This window comes from Enterobacter sp. BIDMC109 (assembly GCF_001037885.1).
In the GTDB taxonomy this organism is placed as follows: Bacteria; Pseudomonadota; Gammaproteobacteria; order Enterobacterales; family Enterobacteriaceae; genus Enterobacter; species Enterobacter hormaechei_C.
This window is the reverse complement of record NZ_KQ090002.1, coordinates 3,415,849-3,441,674: the sequence shown is the minus strand read 5'-3', so window position 1 is coordinate 3,441,674 and position 25,826 is coordinate 3,415,849. Positions and strand designations below refer to the sequence as shown.

The following is a 25,826-nucleotide window of genomic DNA, read 5'->3' as shown; positions in this document are numbered from 1 at the left end:
CACAAACACTCCTGACAGTATGCTGTCAGGAGCCCTGTCGTAGACTCCTTCTGAACCCTAACAACAGGCAGGAGGACGTATGAAAAGTGTTATTAACTGGTTTGAAATTCCGGTCGCCGATATGGATCGCGCCATCAAATTTTATGAGTCGGTGATGCAGGTCGCGCTGCGGCGCGAGAAGATGGATGTGGCTGATCTGGCGATTTTCCCGCACGAGGATCCGGCCACCGGCGGCGCGCTGGCGAAATTTGACGGCGTTACACCGTCTTCGCAGGGCGCTATTATTTACCTGCATACTGACAATCTGGCGGCCACGCTCGATCGTATTGCTTCTGCGGGCGGTGAGTGCGTGTTTGGCCCGCTGGAACTGCCGCAAGGCATTGGTACTATAGCCCTGTTTACCGACAGCGAAGGTAATCGCGTCGGCCTCCATCAACCGGTATGAGAGTAAACCGATGACCCGACGCGCTGACCGTTTGTTCCAGATTGTGCAGATCCTTCGGGGCAGGCGTCTGACAACGGCAGCGCATCTGGCGGAAAGGCTTGGCGTGTCCGAGCGCACGGTGTACCGCGATATCCGCGACCTGTCGCTTTCCGGCGTGCCGGTGGAAGGCGAGGCGGGAAGCGGATATCGGCTGATGTCGGGTTTTGATTTACCCCCGCTGATGCTGACCAACAAAGAGTCCGAGGCGCTGATGGTGGCGATTCGCCTGCTCAAAACCTGGGGCGGGGAATCGCTGTCGCGCGAGCTGGAGTCGGCCCAGGAAAAAGTGCTGGCGATCCTGCCAGAAGAGAGCCGCCGCAAGGCGGAGCAGACGCGTATATATGCGCCGGATATTGCGCTTCAGCCCCATTCCCGCAGCGGATTTGATGTGATTCATCAGGCGATATCTGCGCAGCGCGTGCTGGCGCTGCATTATCGTGATGAGGCCGGGCAGTTAACCTGGCGTGAGGTGCAGCCGCTTGGGCTGTTCTTCTGGGGGGAGCACTGGCTGTTGGCTGCGTGGTGCGAGCGACGCGATGACTACCGCTGTTTCCGGCTCGACCGATGCCTCAATATTGTGCAGATGGAGAGGCGGTTTAGCGAGAGTGCGGACAGGTCATTGGCAGATTTTTTGCGCAAGGTGAGGCAGTAAAAAGCCGGGGGGCGGCTACGCCTTACCCGGCCTACATTCGGATCGTAGGCCCGGTAAGCGTAGCGCCACCGGGCGGAATCCGCACTGATTAGAAGTTGTAACCCACGACCAGGTAACCACCCCAACCGGTAGAGCGAACGCTGAAGTCGCCGTTGCCAAAGTTCAGGCTGGCGTCGTCGTTCCACTGGCCACCGTTGTGCCAGTAACGCGCAACAACAGAGTAGTGCCAGTGATCGTAGTTCAGCGCCAGGATGTGGCTGGACGCGATGGAGTCGTTAGTGCGCGCTTTTCTGCCGTTCAGGTCGCGGAAATCGTTATCGCCCAGGTCTGAACCCCAGTCAAAGTTGGTGAAGCCGATATAGCTCAGGTTACCGCCCCACAGTTGGGTAATTGGCACGAAGTATTTCACTTTGAAACGGTAGCCGTCCCACTCGTTCTCGTTCGCGGCGCCGTAGTTCTGCCACTGGTATTTTGCGTAGACGTTCATGGACAGGCTCATCGGCAGGCCAGTCTCAATGTCTGTACCCAGACCCATGTACCAGGTGCTCTGGCGACCGGACTTGTTGCGACCCATGTCGTAGATGTAGTTGTTTGCGAAATACCACTCTTTGAACGGACCAAACGCCAGACTGGTACCGGTCAGTTTATCAATGGAGAAGCGGGGTTCGATCTCCATGAACAGTGGGGAACCGTGGTTCCAGATACCTTTCGCGTCGGTGTTACCGCCGAAGAATACCGGTGCGTCCATGTAGCCATAGAAATCAAACCAGTCTTTTTTAGCGAATGCTTCGTACTCGAGGTAGGTATCGTTACGGATCTGCGGTCCGAAACGGGTATGGTAGCTGCCTACAACGTTAACGCTCTGATGCCACCAGTCGGAAAGGTATTGTGGTTTGTCGTTTTCCGCTGCGTTAACAGTGAAAGAGGTGGAGAGTGCCAGAACTGCACCGGCTGCGAGTAATGTTTTTTTCATAATCATGCCACTGATTGAAATTCCCTTCCGGGAGTGAAAAATGCGCGAATTGCGTTTCTAAATATTTCGTATTTCTGCGGAGCCTATTATAGGAATCCTTGCTCACAAAAATATGTGTTGTTTCACATATCTCTCACATACGTAATCGATTGCGTTCACGTTTGCGTACTTTAGACGGGCGGGATTGTAGCGGCAATCATTTATGTTGCCAATCCATACGAAATGTAAATGTTAGCGGAGTGACATTTCACTCCGCTAGAAGGGCGGGTTATTGCGCGGCGGGTTGAATGTCGTGAATACGGATAAAGCCCAGCTGTTCTGGGGTCAGTCCGCTCAGCTGGAGCGGGATATCAACATCGCTCGGCGCCAGCGTGCTGGCGGGGGCGGTGAAGAGCTGATTCTTCACGTTCACTTCCTGATAGCTCTCCGTGGTGCCCTGAATCTGGCCCCACTCTACGGTGCCGCTGAACGCGGGAAGCGGATCGTTGGACTCACCCTGAATGCGTAATGTTGCGCGAGTACCATCGGCATTCGCTGCAACATTCACCACAGACATCTTTAGCGTGCCAATCTGGCTGTTCAGACGCGCGGGCGTGTTTGCACCTGGCAATAAATAAACGCCATTGCTGGATTTGGCATTCAGCGCGTTCTGCTGGGTGATCTTCACGGTTTCTTTGTTAAGTTTGTCCATCGCCACGTTAAGCGTATTCACGCTTTGTTTCATCTCGCGGACTTCGCTTTGCTGTGCGCAGGCGCTGAGCGTGAACAGGCTCCCCACCAGCACTATTTTCAGGTAACGTCTTGTCATTGCGTTTAATTCCTTGAAATCACAGATTCCTGCAATGGTAGACAGGATAGTGCCGTCAGGCATAGATCCTTTGTCTCAAAAAGCTCTTCCTTTGTTGTCGGGCCAGTTCAGGGTAAAATAGAAATCAGTTAACCAGATAACAGGGACATCGTATGCATTGCCCATTTTGCTCCGCTGTGGATACCAAAGTCATCGACTCGCGTCTTGTAGGCGAAGGGTCTTCCGTGCGTCGTCGTCGGCAGTGTCTGGTGTGCAACGAGCGTTTTACCACCTTTGAGGTGGCAGAGCTGGTAATGCCGCGCGTGGTAAAAAGTAACGATGTGCGCGAACCGTTCAATGAAGAGAAACTGCGTAGCGGGATGCTCAAGGCGCTGGAAAAACGGCCCGTCAGCTCCGATGACGTCGAAATGGCGTTAAACCATATTAAATCTTATCTGCGGGGGTTAGGCGAGCGCGAAGTGCCGAGCAAAATGATCGGCAATCTGGTGATGGAACAGCTGAAGAAGCTCGATAAAGTCGCCTATATCCGCTTTGCCTCCGTTTACCGCAGCTTCGAAGACATTAAAGAGTTTGGCGAAGAGATCGCCCGCTTACAGGATTAAGCCCATGCACGATGAGATGTACATGGCGCGCGCCATGAAGCTGGCGCAGCGCGGTCGGTTTACCACTCACCCTAACCCCAATGTCGGGTGCGTCATTGTTAAAGATGGCGAGATCGTGGGGGAAGGTTTTCACTACCGCGCAGGCGAGCCGCATGCTGAAGTGCATGCCCTGCGCATGGCGGGTGAGAAAGCGCGTGGCGCGACGGCCTATGTGACGCTGGAGCCATGCAGCCATCACGGACGTACGCCGCCGTGCTGTGAGGCGCTGATTGCGGCGGGCGTCTCGCGCGTTGTCGCCGCTATGCAGGATCCTAATCCGCAGGTGGCGGGCCGCGGGCTGTATCGTCTGCAACAGGAAGGCATCGACGTCAGCCACGGCCTGATGATGCAGGATGCCGAAAACATTAACAAAGGCTTCCTGAAGCGTATGCGCACCGGCTTCCCGTTTATCCAGCTTAAGCTTGGCGCGTCACTGGATGGCCGCACGGCGATGGCGAACGGCGAGAGCCAGTGGATCACCTCGCCGCAGGCAAGGCGCGATGTGCAACGTCTGCGCGCGCAAAGCCATGCTATTCTCACCAGCAGTGAAACGGTACTGGCTGACGATCCGGCCATGACCGTGCGCTGGGAAGAGCTGAATGCGGATACGCAGGCGCTCTATCCGCAGGAGAACCTGCGTCAGCCGCTGCGCATTATTGTTGATAGCCAGAACCGCGTGACGCCGGAGCACCGCATCGTGCAGCAGCCGGGTGAAACCTGGATTGCCCGCACCAAAGAAGATACGCGCGAGTGGCCGGAAGGCGTGCGCAGCATTATGGTGCCGGAACATAACGGGCATCTCGATCTCGTGGTGCTGATGATGTTGCTCGGCAAACAGCAGGTCAACAGCATATGGGTTGAAGCCGGTCCGACGCTCGCCGGCGCACTGCTTCAGGCGGGGCTGGTGGATGAGCTTCTCGTCTACGTTGCGCCTAAACTGTTAGGTAATGACGCGCGCGGCCTGTTTGTGCTGCCCGGCCTAGAAAAACTGGCCGATGCGCCGCAACTCTCATTCAGCGAGATTCGTCCGGTAGGCCCGGATGTCTGCCTCCATTTAACGACAGCGTAATTGCTCCTGAAATAGGGAAGCAGTGCGCAAAGTATTATGATAAAATCCGCCCCCCTGCGGGGCCAAATGAACCCGTAAAGGAAGAGTATGAACATTATTGAAGCTGCTGTAGCTACCCCGGACGCTCGCGTCGCCATCACCATTGCGCGTTTCAACAACTTCATCAACGATAGCCTGCTGGAAGGTGCGGTTGACGCCCTGAAACGTATCGGCCAGGTTAAAGATGACAACATTACCGTCGTTTGGGTACCAGGTGCTTACGAACTGCCACTGGCAGCGGGCGCGCTGGCGAAAACCGGTAAATACGACGCGGTGATTGCGCTGGGTACCGTTATTCGTGGCGGCACTGCGCACTTCGAATACGTTGCGGGCGGTGCAAGCAACGGTCTGGCACACGTTGCACAGGATGCTGAAATCCCTGTCGCGTTCGGCGTGCTGACCACCGAAAGTATTGAACAAGCCATCGAACGTGCTGGCACTAAAGCCGGTAACAAAGGTGCAGAAGCTGCACTGACCGCGCTTGAAATGATCAATGTATTGAAAGCCATCAAGGCCTGATTTTTTTGTAAGGGGAATTCCGTGAAACCTGCTGCTCGTCGCCGCGCCCGTGAATGTGCCGTCCAGGCACTTTACTCCTGGCAGTTGTCCCAGAACGACATCGCTGATGTTGAATACCAGTTCCTGTCAGAACAGGACGTGAAAGACGTTGACGTTCTGTACTTCCGTGAACTGCTGTCGGGAGTGGCGACTAATAGCGCGTATCTCGATGGTCTGATGAAGCCATACCTGTCCCGTCTGCTCGAAGAGCTGGGCCAGGTCGAAAAAGCAGTGTTGCGTATCGCGCTGTTTGAGCTGTCTAAACGTGATGATGTGCCGTACAAAGTGGCCATCAACGAAGCGATCGAACTGGCGAAAACCTTCGGCGCTGAAGACAGCCACAAGTTTGTTAACGGCGTGCTGGATAAAGCCGCACCTGCGATCCGTCCCCACAAAAAGTGATCCGCAAACCGGAGTCTTGCATTGCCTTTTTGGCAGTGCTGCTCCGGTTTTTTATTTAATTTGCTGAGGCATAACGTATGGCATGCGGCGAATTCTCCCTGATTGCCCGTTATTTCGACCGTGTCAGAACCTCTCGTCTTGATGTTGAAACCGGCATTGGCGATGACTGCGCACTTCTCAATATTCCCGAAAAACAGACGCTGGCAATCAGCACCGACACCTTAGTGTGTGGGCGTCATTTCCTGCCGGATATCGATCCTGCCGATCTGGCGTATAAAGCGCTGGCGGTGAACGTCAGCGATCTGGCGGCAATGGGCGCCGACCCGGCCTGGCTGACGCTGGCTCTGACCCTGCCGGAGGTGGATGAAGCCTGGCTTGAAGCCTTCAGCGATGCCCTGTTTGAACAGCTGAATTATTACGATATGCAGCTGATTGGCGGTGATACCACCGCCGGTCCGCTGTCCATGACCCTGGCAATCCACGGCTATGTGCCTGCCGGGCGCGCGCTGAAGCGCTCGGGTGCAAAACCAGGCGACTGGATCTACGTGACCGGTACGCCGGGCGACAGCGCGGCAGGGCTGGCGATCCTTCAGAACCGTTTAACGGTTGAAGAGGCTGACGATGCGGCGTATCTGGTGAAGCGCCATCTGCGGCCAACGCCGCGTATTCTGCACGGTCAGGCGCTGCGCGAGCGGGCCAGTTCGGCTATCGATTTGTCTGACGGGCTGATCTCCGATCTCGGCCATATCCTGAAGGCCAGCGGCGTGGGCGCACGCGTTGACCTGGATCTGTTCCCGTTGTCGGAGCAACTGCTTCGCCATGTCGAACCTGAACAGGCGCTGCGCTGGGCGTTATCCGGTGGAGAAGATTATGAGCTGTGCTTCACCGTGCCTGAGCTGAATCGCGGGACGCTGGATGTGGCGCTAGCGCATCTCGGCGCGAAATTTACCTGCATCGGGCAGGTGATGCCGGAAAGTGAAGGGTTGCTGTTTGTCCGCGACGGCGCCCCGGTTACGCTTGACTGGAAAGGGTACGATCACTTTGGGTGAGTGTTTTGCCGGGTGGCGGCTTCGCCTTACCCGGCCTACGATCGCACTTTATTTGTAGGCCGGGTAAGCGTAGCGCCACCCGGCAAGTGTTTACTTAAACCCTACCACCGGATGCTGCTGATACGGCGTCTCCAGCTCGGCAATCTGCTCCGGCGTCAACGATAAGTCCACCGCACTTAACAACTCATCCAGCTGTTCTTCCCGCGATGTGCCCACAATCGGCGCGGCGACACCGCGCTTGCTCAGCAGCCACGCCAGCGCCACCTGCGCGCGCGTTGCACCGATATCGTCGGCGATCCCGGCTAAGCGTTCGGCAATTAACGCATCGCTGGCTTCTGTATCGTCATACAGGTTTTTACCCACTTCATCCGATACCAGCCGGGCGGTAGTTTCCCCCCACGGACGGGTTAACCTTCCGCGCGCCAGCGGGCTCCACGGGATCACCGCCACGCCTTCCTGGTAGCAGAGCGGCAGCATCTCGCGCTCTTCTTCCCGGTAAATCAGGTTGTAGTGATCCTGCATGGTGACAAAGCGCGCCCAGCCGTGCTGCGCCTGGAGATCGAGCGCCTGGGCAAACTGTGAGGCATGCATGGACGATGCGCCGATGTAGCGCGCTTTACCGGCTTTCACAACGTCGTTTAACGCTTCAAGCGTCTCTTCGATCGGGGTGTTGTAATCCCAGCGGTGGATTTGCAGCAGGTCGACGTAATCCATGTTCAGGCGTCTGAGGCTGTCATCAATGGAACGCAGGATCTGCGCGCGAGAAAGGCCTTCCGCCAGATCGCCTGACGGGTAGTACACCTTAGTGGCGACCACAACGTCATCACGACGGGCAAAATCTCGCAGGGCGCGGCCCACAATCTCTTCGCTGCTGCCGTCTGAGTAGCTGTTGGCGGTATCGAAGAAGTTGATGCCGCCGTCAATGGCGCGCTTGATGATAGGGCGGCTGCTCTCTTCCGGCAGCGTCCAGGCATGATTTCCCCGGTCAGGCTCGCCAAACGTCATGCATCCCAGGCAAAGCCGGGACACCTTAAGGTCCGTTTTTCCTAATGTCGTGTATTGCATGGTTCCGCTCCTGCTGTTTAAACAATACGTTTAAGCATAGCAGGAGCAGAAAAGGGGAGGGATCAGGCCAGCCAGGTGCGGATTTTAGCTTCGATACCGGCGGCGTCCAGACCAATGTCGGCGCGCGCCTCATCCTGGGTGCCTTGCGGGATGAAGTGGTCAGGGAGGCCGAGATTAAGCACCGGAACGGCTTTACGGTTCGCCATAAGCACTTCGTTCACGCCGCTACCCGCGCCACCCATGATGGCGTTCTCTTCCAGCGTGACCAGAACGTCATGGCTTTCCGCCATGCTCAGAATCAGAGATTCATCGAGCGGCTTCACGAAGCGCATATCGACCAGCGTCGCATTCAGGTTTTCAGCGACTTTTGCCGCTTCCGGCATCAACGTACCAAAGTTCAGGATCGCCACTTTTTCACCACGGCGTTTCACCAGACCTTTACCGATATCCAGTTTTTCCAGCGGCTGTAATTCAACGCCAAGGGCATTACCGCGCGGGTAACGTACCGCGCAGGGGCCGTCCTGATAGTGGTAACCGGTATACAGCATCTGACGACACTCGTTTTCGTCGCTTGGCGTCATGATCACCATATCAGGGATGCAGCGCAGGAAGGAGAGATCAAACGCGCCCTGGTGCGTCTGGCCATCAGCCCCCACAATGCCCGCGCGATCGATAGCAAACAGCACCGGCAGCTTCTGAATGGCAACGTCATGGATAACCTGATCGTAGGCGCGTTGCAGGAAGGTAGAGTAGATCGCTACCACCGGCTTGTAGCCGCCAATCGCCAGGCCCGCAGCAAAAGTTACCGCGTGCTGCTCGGCGATAGCCACGTCGAAATACTGGTCCGGGTATTTTTTGGAAAACTCCACCATGCCGGAGCCTTCACGCATGGCAGGCGTCACCGCCATCAGCATGTTGTCTTTCGCCGCCGTTTCGCACAGCCAGTCGCCAAAGATTTTTGAGTAGCTTGGCATCCCGCCGCTGCTTTTCGGCAGACAACCGCTGGTATGGTCGAACTTAGGCACCGCGTGGAAGGTGATCGGATCTTTTTCCGCCGGTTCGTAACCACGCCCTTTTTTGGTCATGATATGCAGGAACTGCGGGCCTTTCAGGTCGCGCATGTTTTTAAGCGTCGTCACCAGGCCCAGCACATCGTGGCCGTCCACCGGGCCAATATAGTTAAAGCCCAGCTCTTCGAACAGCGTACCCGGCACGACCATGCCTTTGATGTGTTCTTCGGTACGCTTAAGCAGCTCTTTAATCGGCGGTACGCCGGAGAAGACTTTTTTACCGCCTTCACGCAGTGAGGAGTAAAGCTTGCCGGACAGCAGCTGCGCCAGATGGTTATTCAGCGCGCCGACGTTCTCGGAGATCGACATTTCGTTATCGTTGAGGATCACCAGCATGTCCGGTTTGATATCGCCCGCGTGGTTCATGGCCTCAAAGGCCATCCCGGCGGTGATCGCCCCGTCGCCAATCACGCAGACGGTGCGGCGTTGTTTATTCTCTTTTTCGGCGGCAACGGCAATACCAATGCCCGCAGAAATGGAGGTGGAAGAGTGGCCGACGCTTAACACATCATATTCACTCTCGCCGCGCCACGGGAACGGGTGCAGGCCCCCTTTCTGGCGAATGGTGCCAATTTTATCGCGACGTCCGGTCAGAATTTTGTGCGGATAGGCCTGGTGGCCTACATCCCAGATCAGCTGATCGAACGGCGTGTTATAGACGTAATGCAACGCCACGGTCAGCTCAACCGTGCCAAGTCCGGAGGCGAAGTGGCCGCTGGAGCGGCTAACGCTGTCGAGCAGGTAGCGACGCAGCTCGTCACACAGCTTCGGCAGACTCTCTTTCGGCAACAGACGTAACTCCTGAGTGGAGTCAACTAACGCCAGTGTCGGGTATTTGGCAATATCAAAACTCATCAAAGGCTCATCGAGATTTATAGTTTATTTATCACGCTGGATTATGTAGTCCGCTAGCGCTTCCAGTGCCGAGGTATCCAGCGATTGCGCGGCCAGCTCATTCAGCGACCGGCGGGCATCGTCTATCAGATCCCGGGCTTTACGTTGGGCATGCTCAAGGCCCAACAGGGCGGGGTAGGTACTTTTGCCAAGCTGCTGATCCGCACCCTGACGTTTTCCCAATGTTGCAGTATCGCCCACCACATCCAGAATGTCATCCTGAACCTGGAATGCCAGACCGATACTTTCTGCGTATCTGTCCAGAACCGGCAGGGCTTTACGCCCGCGTTCACCCGCGCTCAACGCGCCCAGGCGAACGGCTGCACGAATCAGTGCGCCCGTTTTGTGACGGTGGATGCGCTCCAGCTGTTCCAGAGTAACCTGACGCCCTTCAGCCTCTAAATCCAGCGCCTGGCCGCCGCACATCCCGGCGACGCCGCTGGCCATTGCCAGTTCGGACACCATTGCCAGACGATCGCGATCGCTCACCTCAACCATCGGCGCATCGCTCAGAATGGAGAAGGCCAGGGTTTGCAGCGCATCCCCCGCCAGAATGGCATTCGCTTCGCCAAATTTGATATGGCAGGTTGGCTGACCGCGACGCAAATCGTCATCGTCCATGGCCGGCAAATCATCATGGATCAGCGAATAGGCGTGGATACACTCCACGGCGGCTGCCGGGGCGTCCAGCGTGTTATCGCTGATACCGAACATATTGCCCGTGGCATACACCAGGAACGGACGCAGGCGTTTACCCCCCAAGAGTGCGCCATAGTGCATGGCTTCAACCAGTGGAGTGTTCTGAAAAGGCTGCGGCTCAATGAATCGGCGCAGCGCATCGTTGGCGCGGATGACGCGCGCCTGAAGCGCGTTGGAAAAATCCATTTACTCGGCGTCCGGTGTGAATGGCGTGGTTTTAGCGTCTTCGCTGTCGGAAAGCAGGATCTGCACACGCTGCTCGGCCTGCTGGAGTTTTACCTGCCCCTGGCGCGCGAGCTGCACGCCGCGTTCAAATTCGTTGAGCGCGTCTTCCAGCGGGAGATCGCCACTCTCAAGACGGGTAACGATCTGCTCCAGTTCACTCAGCGCAGTTTCGAAACTGGCCGGTGCGTCGTTTTTCTTCGGCATAGTGAATTGACTCTTAAATTTTTCGCCCTGACATGGTAACGGACTCGGGGCAATTATCAAATAACGCGAGTGGCGCGATGGTGGTATACTTGCGCGCCTGGATGCAGCCACGGGTGTGGGCTGCTGTATCATTTTCCACTACAAGCCTTTATAAGCTTGCCTAAGAAACATTGCCGCCATGAAGTTTATCATTAAATTGTTCCCTGAAATCACCATCAAAAGCCAATCCGTGCGTTTGCGCTTTATTAAAATTCTCACCGGGAACATTCGTAACGTATTAAAACACTACGACGAAACGCTCGCCGTGGTGCGTCACTGGGACCACGTAGAAGTCCGCGCGAAAGACGAAAACAAACGTCTTGATATTCGCGACGCGCTGACCCGTATCCCGGGTATTCACCATATTCTGGAAGTGGAAGACGTTCCCTTCACCGATATGCACGATATCTTCGAAAAGGCGCTGGTGCAGTACCGCGACCAGATCGAAGGGAAAACGTTCTGCGTGCGCGTGAAGCGCCGGGGTAAGCATGAGTTTAGCTCTATTGAGGTTGAGCGCTACGTCGGTGGTGGTCTGAACCAGCACGTTGAAACGGCGCGCGTGCGCCTGACTAACCCGGACGTCACCGTTAACCTTGAGATCGAAAACGATCGCCTGCTGCTGGTCAAGGGTCGTTATGAAGGTATTGGCGGTTTCCCTATCGGCACTCAGGAAGATGTGCTGTCGCTGATCTCCGGTGGTTTCGACTCCGGCGTGTCCAGCTATATGCTGATGCGTCGTGGCTGCCGCGTGCACTACTGCTTCTTTAACCTGGGCGGCGCGGCGCATGAAATCGGCGTACGTCAGGTGGCGCATTACCTGTGGAACCGCTTCGGCAGCTCTCACCGCGTGCGTTTTGTGGCGATCAACTTTGAGCCGGTGGTCGGCGAAATCCTCGAAAAAGTGGACGACGGTCAGATGGGCGTGGTGCTGAAGCGCATGATGGTACGTGCGGCGTCTAAAGTGGCTGAGCGCTACGGCGTGCAGGCGCTGGTCACCGGTGAAGCGCTGGGGCAGGTCTCCAGCCAGACGCTGACCAACCTGCGTCTTATCGATAACGTGTCTGATACGCTGATCCTGCGTCCGCTGATCTCTCACGATAAAGAGCACATCATCGATCTGGCGCGTAAAATCGGTACTGAAGATTTTGCCCGCACCATGCCGGAATATTGCGGTGTGATCTCAAAAAGTCCAACCATCAAAGCGGTGAAGGCGAAGATCGAAGCGGAAGAAGAGAACTTCGATTTCAGCATCCTGGAAAAAGTGGTGGCGGAAGCGTCCAACATCGATATCCGTGAGATCGCTCAGCAGACCGAGCAGGAAGTGGTTGAGGTGGAGACGGTCAGCGGCTTCGGTGCTAACGATACGATTCTGGATATCCGTTCTGTTGATGAGCAGGATGACAAGCCGTTGCAGGTGGAAGGCGTCGAGGTGGTTTCGCTGCCGTTCTACAAGCTGAGCACCCAGTTTGGCGATCTCGACCAGAGCAAAACGTATCTGCTGTGGTGCGAACGTGGGGTCATGAGCCGTTTGCAGGCGCTGTATCTGCGTGAGCAGGGCTTCGCGAACGTGAAGGTGTATCGCCCGTAGTTTCTCGCCCGGTGGCGCGAGCGCTACCGGGCCTGCGATTCTATGCTCTTTTTGGCCGGGTAATCGACAATGGAAAAAAAACATAAGTACTGGGAAATCAAAGAGAGAATCAAAAAAGATATTCTCAATGAAGTCTACAAAAAGGGCGAAAGCATTCCGTCGGAGCGCGATCTTGCCGGTATTTATGACGTTACGCGCGTAACGGTTCAGAAAGCCATGGCGATGCTGGTACAGGAAGGGTATATCGAGCGTATCCACGGCAAGGGCATGTTTGTTTTAAAGAATACTGCCAGCAATATTTACATTCTGAATAATGAAAAGAGTGACAGTATTCTCGGGTTTTCCCGTGAATTTCAGGGGCGGGTCAACGTAACCAGCCGCTTGCTGACGTTGACGACCCTTCACGCCGACGCGGCGCTGGCACAGCACCTCGAAATTGCGCAGGGTGATGATGTCTGGTTTATTCGCCGTATCCGTTTACTGGACGGACAGCCGGTGTTAATTGAAGACAGCAATATTCCTCACAAGGTGGTTGCCACTGTTCCGCAGGCTATTCTCGAAGTGGGATCGCTGTATGGCTATATTGAAGACTTTACCGGTAAGAAAATCAGCGACGCCGATTCACTGATTGAAGCGGATCTTTTTGATGAGGAGCTGGCGGCCCATCTCAATATTCTGCCAGGCCAGCCGATGTTGAAAATTACCGAAGTCACGCGCCTCGATGACGGTAGAGCATTTAACTTCTCCATCAGCTACAACCGGGCAGATATTTTCCGCGTCAAGAATATGCACATCAAACGATAACAGGCGCATCAGCGCCTGTTTCTCTTTTACAGCTTAGCGGCTGCCGCTTTATCGACAATGATCCTTAACCGTGGGTGCGGCTTTAGCAGCGTCGCGGGAACCGCCGGGTCCGGTGCGGAATTGACGGTTGTTGCGATGATGTCGGCTTTTTTCTCGCCGCTTGCCATCAAAATAATGGCCCGTGAGGCCAGGATAGTCTTCATCCCCAGCGAAATGCCCTGACGGATATGACGCTGCTGGCCGAAGTATTTAACCGAAACGGCCTGCGTCACCGCATCCAGGTCCACGATGTGGCAACCGGTATCGAGGGCGGCGCCCGGTTCATTGAAGCCGATATGGCCGTTCATACCGATCCCCAACACAATGATGTCAGGCCCACCGTGGGCCGTAATAAAGTTATCCACACGCTGACACTCTTCCTCGGGGGATTGCGTCAGGCCATCAAAGAAACAGATCTGATCGTCGCGCAGGGCCAGGTGGCTGAAGAAATGGCCCCATACCATCTCCCGGCAGCTGCCTTTATCGGCCTGACCGAGCCCCAGCCACTCATCCAGGCCAACAAATGCCGCACGGGAAAAATCGACCTTACCCTGTTTGCTGGCGTGCACAAGCGCGGCAAAAACGCCCAGCGGCGTATCTCCACCCGCGATGCAAATCAGCGCATCGGGTTTTTGCGTAACGGTTTCAATGACCGCTTTCGCCACGGCGTCACTCAGCGCCGCATAATCGTCTGTCTGTTCTACGTTCATTGTGCGTCCTTACGTTTAGCATACTGGGGTAAATAACGGTGGTTGACCTCAAGATATTCATTAAGGATCTGTTCTGCCGCGGCGGCAGAAGGCACAAGGGGATTTACGCTCAGCGCCAGCAGCGCCGTGTCGTAATTTCCAGTGACAGCGGCCTCAACGGTGAGCTCTTCATAGGCCTTCACGCTCTGGATCAGGCCGCGGATCTTCACGGGCAGCCTGCCATAGGCGAGGGGATGCGCGCCGTTTCGGTCGATCATGGCGTTGGTTTCCAGCGTAACGTGATCCGGCAGATCGGGTGTTGTGCCCCTGTTAGGAACATTTACGACGTGGATCTCTTTTTTATCGTTATAAATAGCGCTGATGATCGAGCATGCAGTATCGGAGTACCAGGCGCCTCCGCGCTGCTCCAGCTCTTTCGGCTTGTGCGCGAGATGGGGGTCCTGGTAAAGCGTAAAAAGCCGTTGCTCAATTTCGCGCGTCTGCTCGCCGCGGGTTCCCTTAGTATTTGCATCGCGCAGCGCGGCGTCGGTCATCTCGCGGGTCAAAAAATAGTATTTGAGGTAGGAGATAGGGTACATGTGGAGTGCCCTGGCAAAGCGGGCACTAAACCCAATGTCCGGTATATTTTTCAGGGAGTTATTTGCGCTGCCCTCGGCCAGTTTTTCAATAAAGTCGTCGGTATAATCCTCTCCCTTGAGGAAAATTTGGTCGGCAAAAATAAGATGGTTCAGACCAATAATGCGTGCGTAAACGTCCGACTTCTGCACGCCGTAGGCTGTGGCGATGTCCATCATCATGCTGTTTGCGCCACTGCAAATGCCTATGGTCCGAATGGCCGAGTGGCGGGTGATTGCCTCGGTGACAATCCCGGCCGGGTTGGTGAAGTTAATCAGCCAGCCGTTCGGGCACCATCTTTCCATGTCCTTACAGATATCCAGCAGGACCGGGATCGTGCGTTGAGCTTTCATAAACCCGCCGGGACCTGTCGTCTCTTGCCCCAGAACGCCGTATTTTAGCGGGATTTTTTCATCGTTGATGCGGGCATCAAGAAAGCCGACACGCAGCTGCGTGGTGACAAAATCGGCATCTTTCAGCGCCTCTTCCCGATCGAGCGTCAGGTGGATATTCATTGGGAGCCCGGCTTCAGCTACCATGCGCTGGGCCAGCTTTCCGACAATCTCCAGCTTCTCTTTTCCCTCTTCAATATCCAGCAAATAATAATCGGTGACCGGCAGCTCTGCGTAGCGTTTGATAAAACCGTCGATCAATTCTGGCGTGTAGCTGGAGCCGCCGCCAATAGTGACAACCTTGAGCTTTTTCATCGTGGTTCCTTTTTACAAGATGGGGTCGGAAAGCGTGTCCGCGTTGCGGCGGGCATTTTCTTCGGCCGCTTCGGTTTCAAGTTGTTTGCGCTCGGCCAGTTTGAAAAACGGCAGCCAGACCAGGGCGGAAATAACCAGCGTGCAGATGGACCAGATCACGGCAGGGATATTGCCGCCGGTCACGAACCATGCGGCGAAAATCGGCGGCATGGTCCAGGGGATCTGTAAGACGGGGCGACCAATGATGTCGAAGTACATCAGCGACCAGGTTGAGATGCACAGGATCATCGGCGTCAGGGTAAACGGGATCATCAGCAGTGGGTTGAAGACTATCGGGCAACCGAAAATGACAGGTTCGTTAATACAAAATATCGCGGAGGGCAGGGAGAGCTTACCCACTGATTTGTACAGCCGACTGCGGGAACGCAGCATGGCAATGACCAGCCCCATGGTCGCGCCCGTTCCGCCCAGGCACATAAAGACGATATAAAACCCGTCGGCGGTAATATGGGGAATGGGCTGATGATGCAGATAGGCCTGAGTATTTTCAGCGATGTATTTCAGGAAAATGGGACTGGTGATGCCGGAAAGCACGTTGTCGCCATGTATGCCGCAGCACCACAGCAGCGAAATCAGAAAAATAAGCACCAGCATGCCCGGCAGCGAACCGAGGCCGGAGACGAGCGGGCTGAGCAGCAGGGTGAAGAAGTGGTTGATATCAAAATTCAGGATGACCCTAATCAGCCAGATCAGAGTGATTGCTACCGCGGCGGGGATCAGGCTCGCAAAAGATTGCGCCACGGCAGGAGGCACGCCCTCCGGCAGGGTGATCACGACGTTGTGCCGGATAAAAAATCGCACGATGTGCACCGTCAAAATCGCCAGGATGATGGCAGAAAACAGCCCCGCCGCACCAAGATTGTCAACGTTGAGCTGATAGCTGTCGTTGAGTTGCGCCAGTAAGAAAACCACCAGCGTGACTATGCAGCAGGTGATAGCGTTGAGGTTGTACTCCTTCGCGAGGTTGTAGCTGATACCCACCGCAGAAATCAGCCCTATTGCACCAAAGGTAACGCCCACCGGGGCGCTGAGCTTTTCGGCAAACGGGCCAAGCCATTCACTCCAGCCGGGTATCGGTAGATTGGCGAGAATGAGAAACAGGCTACCGGTGATGGTGAAGGGTAAGGTCAGCGCAATACCGTTGCGCACGGCGACCAGTATTTTATTTTCGCCTACGCGAATCAGTACAGGAATGACTCTGTGCTCAAGAAATGTAATCACATTGCTTACTCCAGAAGAGATTTCTGCTCTCCCGCCGCTGTTGATGTTATCAGGCTTTGCTGGCGGATTTTTAAACTGGTATATACCAGTTGAATGCAGTTTTTCACGGTTCTTTTAGCCTGTCAAACAGGCATGCAATGCGGTGCGGATTTGATTATTTGTCTGAAAATAAAGGGTTTTTGAAAGGGTAAAACGGTGGAGAGACGCTTTAGGGCAGGAAAATGAATCACAGAACTGTGACGCTGGCTGCACTATTTCTGTAGGGCAGACGGGCCAGCGCGTTGCCAGCCCGGGAGGACATCAGGCTTCGTAGAAATTATAAATCCCCGCCGCCATCACCAGCGATGACGCCACTTCGTACGCTTTTTCGCGCCCGACCAGCAGGTCAATAATCTTCAGGCCAAAATCAATGGCGGTGCCCGGCCCCTGGCTGGTGAGCAGGTTAACGCGCGGATCCCAGACCACGCGTTTATCCACCCACTGATCTTCCGGAATTGTGTCCTTCAGGCCAGGAAAGCCTGTCATATTGCCGATGGGGAAAATGTCGTGCGGAACCAGCACCGTACCCGCGGCCGCACAGATTGCCGCGACGATACGCCCGGAAAGATGAAACTGACGAACGGTTTCAACCAGCAGCGGGCTGTCGCGGAAACACTCTGCACCCTTCAGCCCACCCGGCAAAACGATCATGTCGTAATCACCGTCCGCCACCTGTACAAGCGGTGCATCCGCCAGGATCTTCACCCCACGCGAGCAGGTAATCGCCAGACTTCCGTCGCTGGCGACGCTGGCGGTAGTAACCTTAATACCACCACGCACCATCAAATCAATGGTGGTGACCGCTTCTGTCTCTTCGCTACCAGGGGCGAGGCATACCAGTGCCGATGCGCTCATACTCACTCTCCTTTCGTTTTACTAACTCAAACAGACGGCTGTTTTCCGCAACGGTAATACCGTGTGCCCGGGCGCGTTTTAACAGATAACCGGTAATGTAATCAATTTCGGTATGCCGCATAGCCCGGATATCCTGCAACATTGAGGAGATATTTTCTGCCGTACTCTCAATGACCTGGTCGACATAATAACGTAAATCGGACTCTGAGGTGTGGTAGCCTTCGCGTTCAATGACGGCGGCAACTTCCCGGCAAATCAGCGCTACCCGATCGGGATGCTTGCGCAGCTCACCGTTAGGGCAATCCAGCAGGGCGGTCAGCGGATTGATCGCGCAGTTGACCGCCAGTTTGCGCCACAGTTCCGCGCGAATGTTATTGTGCCAGGCGACGTCAGGCAGCGTGCTTTGCAGGGTATCCGCAAGATAGCTGTAATCGCCGGTCTGTTCACGCGCAGGACCGATATGGGTGATACCACTGGCAACATGGATAATGACGTTACCGTCGCGACGTGCCGCGTGGGTGGTTGTCCCCATCAGCAGGGGTTGCCGGACAGATTTTAGCTCTTCAATGGTACCCATACCGTTGTGAATCAGCAGGATTGGCGTGCTTTCAGGTAACTGGGCGGCCAGGCTTTTCACCGCATCGGAGACCTGCCAGGCCTTCAGCGTGACCAGCAGCAAATCGCTGGTGGCAAGAAATTCCGGATCGTTTGCCGTCAAAGACTCGTTGAAAATTGAACCGTCTGTACCAATTACGTTCACACTGCAATAGGGCTGGGGAATTCGCAGCCAGCCCTGAACGTCGTGTCCCTGTTTGCATAGCGCTGTAAGCCAGAGTTGGCCAAGGGCTCCGCATCCAAGCACTGTTACTTTCATCGTTCCTCCTCACCTGCAACGGCGCCAGGTGCTATGACGCTAAGTATAGCGCCATCAGCTAAGCTTCTCGTTATGCCTCGTTGCGGGTATTATGCAACGCAACAAAAATGAAGGGAGAAGAAAAGATGCCATCTTTCGATATTGTTTCTGAAGTTGATTTGCAGGAAGCGCGTAACGGCGTAGAAAATGCTGTCCGTGAGGTTGAGTCACGTTTCGATTTTCGTGGCGTTGAGGCGACCATTGAACTGAACGACGCGAACAAGACGATCAAAGTCCTGAGCGAGTCTGATTTCCAGGTCAACCAGTTGCTGGATATCCTGCGCGCCAAGCTGCTCAAGCGCGGCATTGAAGGGACCTCACTCGATGTACCGGAAGATTTTGTTCACAGCGGCAAAACCTGGTTTGTGGAAGCGAAGCTGAAGCAGGGGATTGAGAGCGCGGTACAGAAAAAAATCGTTAAGCTTATCAAAGACAGTAAGCTCAAAGTGCAGGCGCAGATCCAGGGTGAAGAGATCCGCGTGACCGGAAAATCCCGTGATGACCTGCAATCCGTGATGGCGCTGGTGCGTGGCGGCGATCTCGGCCAGCCATTCCAGTTTAAAAACTTCCGCGATTAAGACAATCATGCCCGGCTAAACCGGGCATTTTTTCAGGCCTTCAGCGCCTGCTCCACCTCAAAGCGGTTAGTCACTTTGCTGTCAATTTTGACATACGCACTGCGCTCTTCCGGAACAATCAGCACTTCGCTCACGCCCTCTGTCGCTTCCAGACGCTGTTTTAACGCGTCACCGATTGCCACGTCATCGGGAATTTCTACCCGCAGGCTACTTACATAGCGCGGCTCTTTCATGGTGCTGGCAACAAACAGCCAGAGCATCGCCAGCAGCGCACCGGCGAGGAAAACGGTCTGGGAGTCAAACAAACCGTCCACCCAGCCGCCGAGCGACCCGCCGATCGCCACGCCGAGAAACTGGCTGGTGGAGTAAATGCCCATCGCGGTGCCTTTGTATCCTGCCGGAGACTCTTTGCTGATAAGCGACGGCAGCAGGGCTTCCATCAGATTAAACGCCAGGAAGAACAGCTGTACGCCGGCGATCAGTTCCCAGAAATGCGGGCCAGCGCCCCACAGCACAATCTCGGCAATCAGCAATAACGCCACGCAGCCCACGAAAACGCGTTTCATTTTGCGCTTCACTTCGGCGTAAATAATGAAGGGCACAACGGAGACAAACGAGATCAGCATTGTGACCAGATAAATTTTCCAGTGCTCTGCCGCCGGGAAACCGGCTGCGGCAAGTTGACCGGGCAGGGCGACGAAGGTGGACATCAGCAGAATGTGCAGGCACATAATGCCGAAGTTCAGCTTAAGCAGGCGCGGCTCGGCGATGACTTTGCTGAAGCAGCCTTTCACCATCCCGGATTCACGGTTGAGGACGTGGTTTTTACTGTCAGGCACAACCCACAGCGTGAGTGCGATCCCAATGGTCGCCAGCACCGCAATCATCCAGAACAGGGCGTGCAGGCCGAGCGCATGAGTGATAACAGGCCCCAGCACCATGGCAATGGCAAACGTGACGCCGAAGCTGACGCCGATAAACGCCATGGCTTTGGTGCGGTTTTGCTCGCGGGTTAAGTCTGACAGCAGCGCCATCACGGCGGCGGCAATCGCCCCGGAACCTTGCAGGGCGCGCCCAAGAATAATTCCCCAGATGGAGTGGGAGAGGGCGGCGATGATGCTGCCAAGTACAAACACCAGCAGCCCGCCGACAATCAGCGGTTTGCGACCCACGCGGTCGGAGAGCAGGCCAAAGGGGATCTGGAATATCGCCTGCGCCAGGCCGTAGATACCAATCGCCAGACCAATCAGCGCTTCGCTGGCACCCTGTAACGCCATGCCATATGTGGTCAGAACGGGCAGGACCATAAACATGCCAAGCATCCGCAGCGAGAAAACAGTCCCTAAACCCCAGGTCGCACGCAGTTCGCCTGGCGTCATTTTATAATCGTTCATTACCACCTCTACCAAAAAGCAGGCCATAGTTTAGGCGGGGTGATAAGTGCGGTAAATAGGTGTTTGTTTAAGAGATATTACGAGGGTGTGATAAAAGCACCCCCGGATAAAAAATTACGCCTCGACGCGCAATCCGTAGCTTTTGAATTTCTCAAGAACAATGGCAATTTCATCGTCACTGAGTACCGGAACGGGATCTACTATCGCCAGCGTGGCCAGGTAGAGTTTTGCCAGCACCTCTACCTCCTGCGCCAGCCACAGTGCCTTTTCAAGATTTTCTTCGCAGGTTATCAGGCCGTGGTGCTGTAAGAGCGTCGCTTTGCGATCGCGTAATGCGACCGCGACATGCTCTGACAGCGCGCGCGTCCCGAAGGTCGCGTAAGGGGCGCAGGGAATGGAGTTTCCCCCGGCGGCGGCAATCATATAGTGAATAGCAGGAATGGGGCGGTTGAGTATCGAGACGGCGGTACAGTTAACCGCATGGTTATGGACGACGGCGTTAGCATCCGGGCGGGTCTGATACACAACCTGATGAAAACGCCATTCGCTGGAGGGCAGTTTATCTTCTTCGTGCCGCCCCTGTGCATCTACATAGACGATACTCTCTTCGGTCAGATGCTCGTAGGGAATTCCGGTCGGCGTAATCAGCATGCCGTCGCGATAGCGAACGCTGATATTGCCGGCGGTGCCCTGATTTAACCCCATGCGGGTCATCTCAAGGCAGGTGTCGATAATGTCTCTGGCTAATCGGGCTCGTTCCATTTTTTATTCTCCGGGTACAGTTTTATATTTACTGGCGGGAACGTTTGACCAGCTTCATATCGACTTTCGCCGTCTCGTTGACCGCTTCGCCGTCGATGGCTCGCTGCATCAGTTCAAACGCTTTTTCCGCCCAGGTATCTTCATCCTGCTGCATGGACCAGACGCTGTTAGGCAGGAACCCCAGCATGGGGTGCTCATCGAAGGTGCCGATATTGATGTGTTGGGGCACGGTGCCGGTACGCGTCCGCAGGGCTTCGATTGCCCCTTCCAGAACGGGTAACGATGAGGCGATAAACGCCTGCGGAACACCCTGGCTGTCGATAAGCGAATCCATCAGGGCATATCCGCCCTCCGGCGTATTGTCCGGCCCTTCGATGACCCACTCGCGATGGTGAATACCGGCTGTTTTCAGGGCCTGTAAGTAGCCGTTCAGACGGTCCGTAATACTGGGCAGTGCGGTATCGCCCACAAGGAACCAGAGCGGCGTTTTTCTCTCTGCCAGCATGTTGCGGGCCAGTTCATCCCCCCCGGCCTCGTTATGACTCTCAACCAGCGCGTTGTCAGTAAAGCCAAAATCCCGGTCGAGGAGCACCAGTGGTTTTTGGATCTGCCGCAAATGATGCTGCTGGTTTTCCAGCGTCGAGGGAACGATAAACAAGCCGTCCACGTTGCGCGCCATCAGGGCTTTGACCAGCTTGTTTTCGTAATCCACATCGTTGTAAGTACAGCTGATCATCAGCTGGTAGCCCGAACGGCGGCAGCGCAGTTCGAGTTTCTCGGCGAGCGTTGCAAAGAACACGTTCGAGATGTTGGGCACGATGAGCCCCAGCGTCTCGGTTTTGTTTAGCTTAAGACTGCGCGCCGAATGGTTGAGGGTATAGCCGAAGCGCTCGACGTGTTCATTAATTCGGGACTGTGTTTTCACGCTGATCCGATACTGTTCGGCTTTCCCGCTCAGTACCAGCCGCACGGTGGTGACGGATAAATTCAGATCCTTCGCTATCTGTTCAACTGTTTTGGCCATCGCTACGCCTCAATCCTTAACGTACGTAAAAAACTGCTGATAAAGCATACGCATCCTGCCATTACATTTCCTGTTGCATCAGGAGATTAAGCGCCTGCTGCTGGGTCCACAGCATCAGGTACGCCTCATATTTTTGCCTGTGGAAAGCCGCGGTTTCCGGCCGACGGGTGATGATGTCGCCGGCTTTGACCATTTCCCGGGTGGCATCGGTGAGCGTTGCCCATGCACCGCTCGCCACAGCGCCGCAAATGGCCGCGCCGAGAGTGACGGCATCTTCTTCGGCTAAGAGATGAATATCGCAGCCCGTGGCATCGGCATACTCCCGCAGCCAGAGCCGGTTATGGGTGGCTCCTCCACAAATGACAATGCGCGACAAGGTGTGCCCGTGATGTTTCAGGGTATCCATAATATGTCGTGTGCCATAGGCTATGGCCTGTAGCGTGGCCAGATAGAGCCTCGCCAGCGCACGTTCACCGGTTTCTAATGTCAGACCGACCACGCTGCCCCGCGCATCCGGACGCGAACGCGGCGAGCGGTTGCCGTGGTGATCGGCCAGAATGTGCAGGTTGCGGGTGGGATATTTTTCTTCCTGTTCAAGCGCGGCTACCCAGTCGTTGAGCAGCGCCACCGGATGGCGTTGCGCCGCTTCTGCTTTTGCAAACAGGTCTGCGCTGGCTCCGTGCTCGCGCAACGTCCAGTCGACCAGCGCCCCGGCAGCACTTTGCCCGCCTTCCGTCAGCCAGTAGCCCGGCAGCATGGCGCTCCAGTAAGGCCCCCAGACGCCGGGCGTATGGATCTCCGTCTGACTGGCAAGCATATGGCAGTTCGAGGTTCCGCTGATGAGCGCCAGCGTGCCCTCCGGGTGTGAGCCCGTCAGCGCCACGCCACCCGCGTGGGCATCGATCATGCCGCTTGCCACAACCACCTCTTCGGGCAACCCCAGAGCTTGCGCTGCCTGTGGGCTGAGTTTCCCGACGCATTCAGCGACGTCCAGAATAGTATCGGGAATTTTTGTCAGTAAGGTCTCCAGCCCTACCTCCCTGAGCAGCGATTCGCTGAACTGCGCCTCATGCGCAAGGTAGTTCCATTTGCAGGTGAGGGTGCACAGGCTGGCGGCGTCCTGGCCCGTCGCTTTCCAGACCAGAAAATCGGCAAGGTCGAAAAAGCGCCAGGCCTGATTCCATGTTTCAGGATGATGTCGCTGCAACCACAGCAGTTTTGGCAGTTCCATTTCAATACTCACCTCGCCGCCCACGTAGCACAGGGCAGGATCGCGTGTGGCATTGATGCGAACAGTTTCTTCGTGAGCACGATGATCCATCCACATAATGATGTCCTGCGATGCCGGACTGTCGGGGGACACGCTCAGGCCGTTACCCTCAGCATCCAGCGCGACCAGCGAGCACGTGGCGTCGAAGCCAATCGAACAAATGGCGTCGGGTGAGATCCCAGAGGAGTCGACGGCTTCCCGCACCACCGCGCAAACCTGCTGCCAGATCTCCGCGGAGGACTGTTCCACGCGCGCGTTGCTGGCGTGAAACTGCGAAATCGGACGGGTCGCGAAGCTCAAACGCTCGCCTTGCGCAGAGTAAAGCCCAGCACGAACGCTGGCTGAACCCACATCGACCCCGAGGAAATAGCCGTCACTCATCATAAACTTCCTTATTTTTTACCAAACGGATGTAACAGTTTATCAATTTCAGGGGTGTTGATATTCTGCGCATTGACATATTTCACTGGAATATCAATTTCTTTAGCCACCGTCTGTCCGGAAATTACCGCGTTCAGCGCCTTTATGCCCTGATAACCAATCTGGTACGCGTCCTGCACCACGAAGCCCTGAATCACGCCGTTTTTGAGGAAGTTAATGATGGCTTCGGTGCTGTCAAAACCGATGACTTTCACTTTGCCCTTCAGATTCTGGCTGTCGATAGCGTTCGCAACGCCCAGGGTTGAGCCTTCGTTGGTGGCATAAATACCGGCGATATCCGGGTTGGCCTGAACCATATCAATGGTTTTATCCATCGCTTTTTGCGGGTCGCCATCGCTATATTGCACCGGCAGTACCTGAATATTCGGGTACTTCTCTTTCATTCGCTCGCTGAATCCTTCAGAGCGCTCAATGGCGGACGTCGTTCCGGCTACGTGGGCGATAATACCCACTTTCCCCTTCTGGCCTACCTGCTCCGCCAGCGCATCCGCAGCCTGTGCGCCCGCCTTACGGTTATTGGTGGCGACAAAGCTGGCCGGGATATCGGAGTTCACGCCCGAGTCGAAGGTCACCACTTTGATCCCCCGGCTGTTGGCAGTTTCGACCAGCGGGGCAAGGGCGTTTGCATCAAGCGCGGCCAGCAACAGGCCGTTTGGCTTTTGTGCCATGGTGTTTTCGACTAACTGGATCTGCTCGGCGATTTGCGTTTCATCGGCAGGGCCAACGTAGCTGGTTTTGTCACCCAACTCTTTTGCGGCAGCTTCCGTCCCCATTTTGACCGTCTGCCAGAATTCGTGCTGGTAACCTTTACTGACTACCGGCAGGTTTAAATCTTTTGCCAGCGCGCTGCTGGACAGGATGGCAACGAGCGACAGGGCGCTCAGGATATGGCTGGTTTTCATTATTTTGCTCCGTTGTAGGGGTTGGCAGGGCTTGTTGTATCGAGAACCTAACGCATTCTTTTACGTAACGTGTCCAGGTAGACGGCGGCAACGACGACCACGCCCATCGCCACCATCTGCCAGAACTGGGACACGCCCATGAGATTGAGGCCGTTTTTCAGCACGCTCATAATGAACGCGCCTATGATGGTGCCGCCAATCGTGCCCACGCCGCCCATCAGACTGGTACCGCCGATCACTACCGCCGCAATGGCTTCCAGCTCATAACCCACGCCTACGGTTGGCTGGCCTGAATTGAGACGAGAGGCGAGGATCACCCCGGCCACGCCGGTTAACAGGCCGCATAAGGCGTAAACGAAAATTTTCACTCGCTGGACTTTGATCCCGGAAAGATGTGCCGCCGTTTCATTGCTGCCGACAGCGTAGATATAGCGGCCCATCACCGTTTTCTTCAGGATCCACATGGCGATCAGTGCCACGATGACCAGGTAGAACACCGGGTAAGGCAGGACGTCGAACAGGCGACCCTGCGCTAGCAGCTTGAACTGCGGGTAGTCAGAAAAATAAATCGCGCGGCCATCGGTCATCACCATATTGATGCCGCGTACCGACATCATTAAGCCGAGGGTGGCAATAAACGGTGGTATGGTCATTTTGGTGACCAGAAACGCGTTCACATAGCCGCAAAGCCCGCCGGCGAGCACGCCTGCCAGAATACAGACCGGCAGCGGCATACCAAACCCGGCGGCGATGCCCACCGCAACCCCTGAGAACGCCACCACCGATCCGAGCGACAGGTCGATCCCGGCGGTAATAATCACAAAGGTTACGCCAATGGCCATGATGCCAATCACCGCCGTTTGCAGGGCGATAGTCATGATATTTTCAGTATTAAAGAAGAACGGTGAGCTGAAGCTGAAAAACAGAACCAGCAATACCAGGCTAAAAAGAGGCGCCAGACGCATCAGGAGCGCTTTATTTATTTTCATCGTATGACTTCCGCTTTGCGGCGATGGAACGGTAACGGACATGA

General features: G+C 55.6%; 27 protein-coding genes. 10 read left to right on the top strand and 17 right to left on the bottom strand.

Annotation, left to right across the window (positions count from 1 at the left end; genetic code table 11):
• Nucleotides 1–79 precede the first annotated feature (79 nt).
• Entirely contained in the window at nucleotides 80–445 is a 366-nt protein-coding gene (locus SK62_RS16285) for a VOC family protein (RefSeq protein ID WP_017383165.1), read from the top strand.
• 10 nt (nucleotides 446–455) lie between these two features.
• Entirely contained in the window at nucleotides 456–1,136 is a 681-nt protein-coding gene (locus SK62_RS16280) for a helix-turn-helix transcriptional regulator (RefSeq protein WP_047718588.1), read from the top strand.
• Nucleotides 1,137–1,224: 88 nt separating this feature from the next.
• Here SK62_RS16280 and SK62_RS16275 read toward each other — a convergent pair whose 3' ends face one another.
• Nucleotides 1,225–2,109, bottom strand: coding sequence for a nucleoside-specific channel-forming protein Tsx (locus SK62_RS16275; protein WP_026080602.1), 885 nt, complete (start codon nucleotides 2,107–2,109; stop codon nucleotides 1,225–1,227).
• A 268-nt stretch (nucleotides 2,110–2,377) separates the two neighbouring features.
• Complete coding sequence (locus tag SK62_RS16270; protein WP_032649957.1) at nucleotides 2,378–2,917, bottom strand: SadB/YajI family lipoprotein; 540 nt, start codon at nucleotides 2,915–2,917, stop codon at nucleotides 2,378–2,380.
• A gap of 152 nt (nucleotides 2,918–3,069) precedes the next feature.
• Between SK62_RS16270 and nrdR the strand changes: the two genes are divergently transcribed.
• The 5 genes from nrdR (at nucleotide 3,070) to thiL (ending at nucleotide 6,675) form a co-directional block, all read left to right on the top strand.
• Nucleotides 3,070–3,519, top strand: coding sequence for a transcriptional regulator NrdR (gene nrdR, locus SK62_RS16265; RefSeq protein ID WP_003859099.1), 450 nt, complete (start codon nucleotides 3,070–3,072; stop codon nucleotides 3,517–3,519).
• A 4-nt stretch (nucleotides 3,520–3,523) separates the two neighbouring features.
• A complete protein-coding gene (ribD, locus tag SK62_RS16260) occupies nucleotides 3,524–4,627 on the top strand; it encodes a bifunctional diaminohydroxyphosphoribosylaminopyrimidine deaminase/5-amino-6-(5-phosphoribosylamino)uracil reductase RibD (protein WP_017383169.1) in 1,104 nt (367 codons plus the stop codon).
• An 87-nt stretch (nucleotides 4,628–4,714) separates the two neighbouring features.
• On the top strand, nucleotides 4,715–5,185 hold the full coding sequence (ribE, locus tag SK62_RS16255) for a 6,7-dimethyl-8-ribityllumazine synthase (protein WP_003859098.1): 471 nt from the start codon (nucleotides 4,715–4,717) through the stop codon (nucleotides 5,183–5,185).
• A 21-nt stretch (nucleotides 5,186–5,206) separates the two neighbouring features.
• Entirely contained in the window at nucleotides 5,207–5,626 is a 420-nt protein-coding gene (gene nusB, locus SK62_RS16250; protein ID WP_006809908.1) for a transcription antitermination factor NusB, read from the top strand.
• A 77-nt stretch (nucleotides 5,627–5,703) separates the two neighbouring features.
• Nucleotides 5,704–6,675 (top strand): thiamine-phosphate kinase, encoded by a 972-nt coding sequence (thiL, locus tag SK62_RS16245; RefSeq protein WP_017383170.1) that lies wholly within the window; start codon nucleotides 5,704–5,706, stop codon nucleotides 6,673–6,675.
• 90 nt (nucleotides 6,676–6,765) lie between these two features.
• On the opposite strand, the gene SK62_RS16240 is transcribed toward thiL, so the two are convergent.
• From SK62_RS16240 to xseB, 4 genes are all read right to left on the bottom strand, one after another.
• Complete coding sequence (locus SK62_RS16240) at nucleotides 6,766–7,740, bottom strand: aldo/keto reductase (protein ID WP_017383171.1); 975 nt, start codon at nucleotides 7,738–7,740, stop codon at nucleotides 6,766–6,768.
• Nucleotides 7,741–7,802: 62 nt separating this feature from the next.
• Nucleotides 7,803–9,665, bottom strand: a complete 1,863-nt coding sequence (gene dxs, locus SK62_RS16235; RefSeq protein ID WP_015571294.1) for a 1-deoxy-D-xylulose-5-phosphate synthase — start codon at nucleotides 9,663–9,665, stop codon at nucleotides 7,803–7,805.
• 24 nt (nucleotides 9,666–9,689) lie between these two features.
• On the bottom strand, nucleotides 9,690–10,589 hold the full coding sequence (gene ispA, locus SK62_RS16230; protein ID WP_017383172.1) for a (2E,6E)-farnesyl diphosphate synthase: 900 nt from the start codon (nucleotides 10,587–10,589) through the stop codon (nucleotides 9,690–9,692).
• A complete protein-coding gene (gene xseB / locus SK62_RS16225) occupies nucleotides 10,590–10,832 on the bottom strand; it encodes an exodeoxyribonuclease VII small subunit (protein WP_003859094.1) in 243 nt (80 codons plus the stop codon). It lies immediately after the preceding gene.
• A gap of 178 nt (nucleotides 10,833–11,010) precedes the next feature.
• Between xseB and thiI the strand changes: the two genes are divergently transcribed.
• Together thiI and SK62_RS16215 are read left to right on the top strand one after the other, a co-directional pair.
• The gene (thiI, locus tag SK62_RS16220; protein WP_006809903.1) at nucleotides 11,011–12,459 is read left to right on the top strand and encodes a tRNA uracil 4-sulfurtransferase ThiI; all 1,449 of its coding nucleotides are present in this window, start codon (nucleotides 11,011–11,013) and stop codon (nucleotides 12,457–12,459) included.
• Between the two features lie 69 nt (nucleotides 12,460–12,528).
• Complete coding sequence (locus SK62_RS16215) at nucleotides 12,529–13,263, top strand: GntR family transcriptional regulator (protein ID WP_023296016.1); 735 nt, start codon at nucleotides 12,529–12,531, stop codon at nucleotides 13,261–13,263.
• Between the two features lie 26 nt (nucleotides 13,264–13,289).
• On the opposite strand, the gene SK62_RS16210 is transcribed toward SK62_RS16215, so the two are convergent.
• The 5 genes from SK62_RS16210 to panE form a co-directional block, all read right to left on the bottom strand.
• Nucleotides 13,290–14,012, bottom strand: a complete 723-nt coding sequence (locus SK62_RS16210; protein ID WP_023303188.1) for a glucosamine-6-phosphate deaminase — start codon at nucleotides 14,010–14,012, stop codon at nucleotides 13,290–13,292.
• Nucleotides 14,009–15,334 (bottom strand): 6-phospho-beta-glucosidase, encoded by a 1,326-nt coding sequence (locus SK62_RS16205; RefSeq protein WP_017383176.1) that lies wholly within the window; start codon nucleotides 15,332–15,334, stop codon nucleotides 14,009–14,011. The genes SK62_RS16210 and SK62_RS16205 overlap by 4 nt, the downstream gene beginning before the upstream one ends.
• Before the next feature lie 12 nt (nucleotides 15,335–15,346).
• The gene (locus tag SK62_RS16200) at nucleotides 15,347–16,615 is read right to left on the bottom strand and encodes a PTS sugar transporter subunit IIC (protein WP_032670497.1); all 1,269 of its coding nucleotides are present in this window, start codon (nucleotides 16,613–16,615) and stop codon (nucleotides 15,347–15,349) included.
• A gap of 300 nt (nucleotides 16,616–16,915) precedes the next feature.
• Nucleotides 16,916–17,509 (bottom strand): protein deglycase YajL, encoded by a 594-nt coding sequence (yajL, locus tag SK62_RS16195; protein WP_015571288.1) that lies wholly within the window; start codon nucleotides 17,507–17,509, stop codon nucleotides 16,916–16,918.
• The gene (gene panE, locus SK62_RS16190) at nucleotides 17,472–18,383 is read right to left on the bottom strand and encodes a 2-dehydropantoate 2-reductase (protein WP_045911111.1); all 912 of its coding nucleotides are present in this window, start codon (nucleotides 18,381–18,383) and stop codon (nucleotides 17,472–17,474) included. Before panE ends, yajL begins: the two co-directional genes overlap by 38 nt.
• Before the next feature lie 125 nt (nucleotides 18,384–18,508).
• On the opposite strand from panE, the gene SK62_RS16185 reads away from it, so the two are divergent.
• Nucleotides 18,509–19,000 (top strand): YajQ family cyclic di-GMP-binding protein, encoded by a 492-nt coding sequence (locus tag SK62_RS16185; RefSeq protein ID WP_017383179.1) that lies wholly within the window; start codon nucleotides 18,509–18,511, stop codon nucleotides 18,998–19,000.
• 32 nt (nucleotides 19,001–19,032) lie between these two features.
• Here the strand turns inward: SK62_RS16185 and SK62_RS16180 are convergent, their stop codons facing one another.
• From SK62_RS16180 to SK62_RS16155, 6 genes are all read right to left on the bottom strand, one after another.
• A complete protein-coding gene (locus SK62_RS16180; RefSeq protein ID WP_017694418.1) occupies nucleotides 19,033–20,394 on the bottom strand; it encodes an MFS transporter in 1,362 nt (453 codons plus the stop codon).
• Between the two features lie 114 nt (nucleotides 20,395–20,508).
• Nucleotides 20,509–21,156 (bottom strand): L-fuculose-phosphate aldolase, encoded by a 648-nt coding sequence (gene fucA / locus SK62_RS16175; RefSeq protein WP_017383181.1) that lies wholly within the window; start codon nucleotides 21,154–21,156, stop codon nucleotides 20,509–20,511.
• Nucleotides 21,157–21,184: 28 nt separating this feature from the next.
• Nucleotides 21,185–22,180: a LacI family DNA-binding transcriptional regulator gene (locus tag SK62_RS16170; protein WP_015571284.1), complete on the bottom strand. Its 996-nt coding sequence runs from the start codon at nucleotides 22,178–22,180 to the stop codon at nucleotides 21,185–21,187.
• Nucleotides 22,181–22,241: 61 nt separating this feature from the next.
• Nucleotides 22,242–23,831, bottom strand: coding sequence for an FGGY-family carbohydrate kinase (locus SK62_RS16165; protein ID WP_017383182.1), 1,590 nt, complete (start codon nucleotides 23,829–23,831; stop codon nucleotides 22,242–22,244).
• Between the two features lie 11 nt (nucleotides 23,832–23,842).
• Nucleotides 23,843–24,793, bottom strand: a complete 951-nt coding sequence (locus SK62_RS16160) for an ABC transporter substrate-binding protein (RefSeq protein ID WP_000858088.1) — start codon at nucleotides 24,791–24,793, stop codon at nucleotides 23,843–23,845.
• Between the two features lie 47 nt (nucleotides 24,794–24,840).
• Nucleotides 24,841–25,824 carry an ABC transporter permease gene (locus tag SK62_RS16155; protein ID WP_017383183.1) on the bottom strand — a complete coding sequence of 328 codons (984 nt, stop codon included), beginning with the start codon at nucleotides 25,822–25,824 and terminating at the stop codon, nucleotides 24,841–24,843.
• Between the last annotated feature and the right edge of the window lie 2 nt (nucleotides 25,825–25,826).

Coding starts and splice junctions, on each gene's coding strand:
- SK62_RS16205 (WP_017383176.1), bottom strand. CDS start 15,334: ATGAAAAAGCTCAAGGTTGTCACTATTGGCGGCGGCTCCAGCTACACG.
- SK62_RS16165 (WP_017383182.1), bottom strand. CDS start 23,831: ATGAGTGACGGCTATTTCCTCGGGGTCGATGTGGGTTCAGCCAGCGTT.
- SK62_RS16170 (WP_015571284.1), bottom strand. CDS start 22,180: ATGGCCAAAACAGTTGAACAGATAGCGAAGGATCTGAATTTATCCGTC.
- SK62_RS16160 (WP_000858088.1), bottom strand. CDS start 24,793: ATGAAAACCAGCCATATCCTGAGCGCCCTGTCGCTCGTTGCCATCCTG.
- ribD (WP_017383169.1), top strand. CDS start 3,524: ATGCACGATGAGATGTACATGGCGCGCGCCATGAAGCTGGCGCAGCGC.
- SK62_RS16180 (WP_017694418.1), bottom strand. CDS start 20,394: ATGAACGATTATAAAATGACGCCAGGCGAACTGCGTGCGACCTGGGGT.
- SK62_RS16185 (WP_017383179.1), top strand. CDS start 18,509: ATGCCATCTTTCGATATTGTTTCTGAAGTTGATTTGCAGGAAGCGCGT.
- SK62_RS16280 (WP_047718588.1), top strand. CDS start 456: ATGACCCGACGCGCTGACCGTTTGTTCCAGATTGTGCAGATCCTTCGG.
- SK62_RS16270 (WP_032649957.1), bottom strand. CDS start 2,917: ATGACAAGACGTTACCTGAAAATAGTGCTGGTGGGGAGCCTGTTCACG.
- SK62_RS16275 (WP_026080602.1), bottom strand. CDS start 2,109: ATGAAAAAAACATTACTCGCAGCCGGTGCAGTTCTGGCACTCTCCACC.
- SK62_RS16240 (WP_017383171.1), bottom strand. CDS start 7,740: ATGCAATACACGACATTAGGAAAAACGGACCTTAAGGTGTCCCGGCTT.
- panE (WP_045911111.1), bottom strand. CDS start 18,383: ATGAAAGTAACAGTGCTTGGATGCGGAGCCCTTGGCCAACTCTGGCTT.
- nrdR (WP_003859099.1), top strand. CDS start 3,070: ATGCATTGCCCATTTTGCTCCGCTGTGGATACCAAAGTCATCGACTCG.
- SK62_RS16210 (WP_023303188.1), bottom strand. CDS start 14,012: ATGAACGTAGAACAGACAGACGATTATGCGGCGCTGAGTGACGCCGTG.
- SK62_RS16285 (WP_017383165.1), top strand. CDS start 80: ATGAAAAGTGTTATTAACTGGTTTGAAATTCCGGTCGCCGATATGGAT.
- xseB (WP_003859094.1), bottom strand. CDS start 10,832: ATGCCGAAGAAAAACGACGCACCGGCCAGTTTCGAAACTGCGCTGAGT.
- yajL (WP_015571288.1), bottom strand. CDS start 17,509: ATGAGCGCATCGGCACTGGTATGCCTCGCCCCTGGTAGCGAAGAGACA.
- fucA (WP_017383181.1), bottom strand. CDS start 21,156: ATGGAACGAGCCCGATTAGCCAGAGACATTATCGACACCTGCCTTGAG.
- SK62_RS16215 (WP_023296016.1), top strand. CDS start 12,529: ATGGAAAAAAAACATAAGTACTGGGAAATCAAAGAGAGAATCAAAAAA.
- dxs (WP_015571294.1), bottom strand. CDS start 9,665: ATGAGTTTTGATATTGCCAAATACCCGACACTGGCGTTAGTTGACTCC.
- thiI (WP_006809903.1), top strand. CDS start 11,011: ATGAAGTTTATCATTAAATTGTTCCCTGAAATCACCATCAAAAGCCAA.
- ispA (WP_017383172.1), bottom strand. CDS start 10,589: ATGGATTTTTCCAACGCGCTTCAGGCGCGCGTCATCCGCGCCAACGAT.
- SK62_RS16155 (WP_017383183.1), bottom strand. CDS start 25,824: ATGTCCGTTACCGTTCCATCGCCGCAAAGCGGAAGTCATACGATGAAA.
- ribE (WP_003859098.1), top strand. CDS start 4,715: ATGAACATTATTGAAGCTGCTGTAGCTACCCCGGACGCTCGCGTCGCC.
- thiL (WP_017383170.1), top strand. CDS start 5,704: ATGGCATGCGGCGAATTCTCCCTGATTGCCCGTTATTTCGACCGTGTC.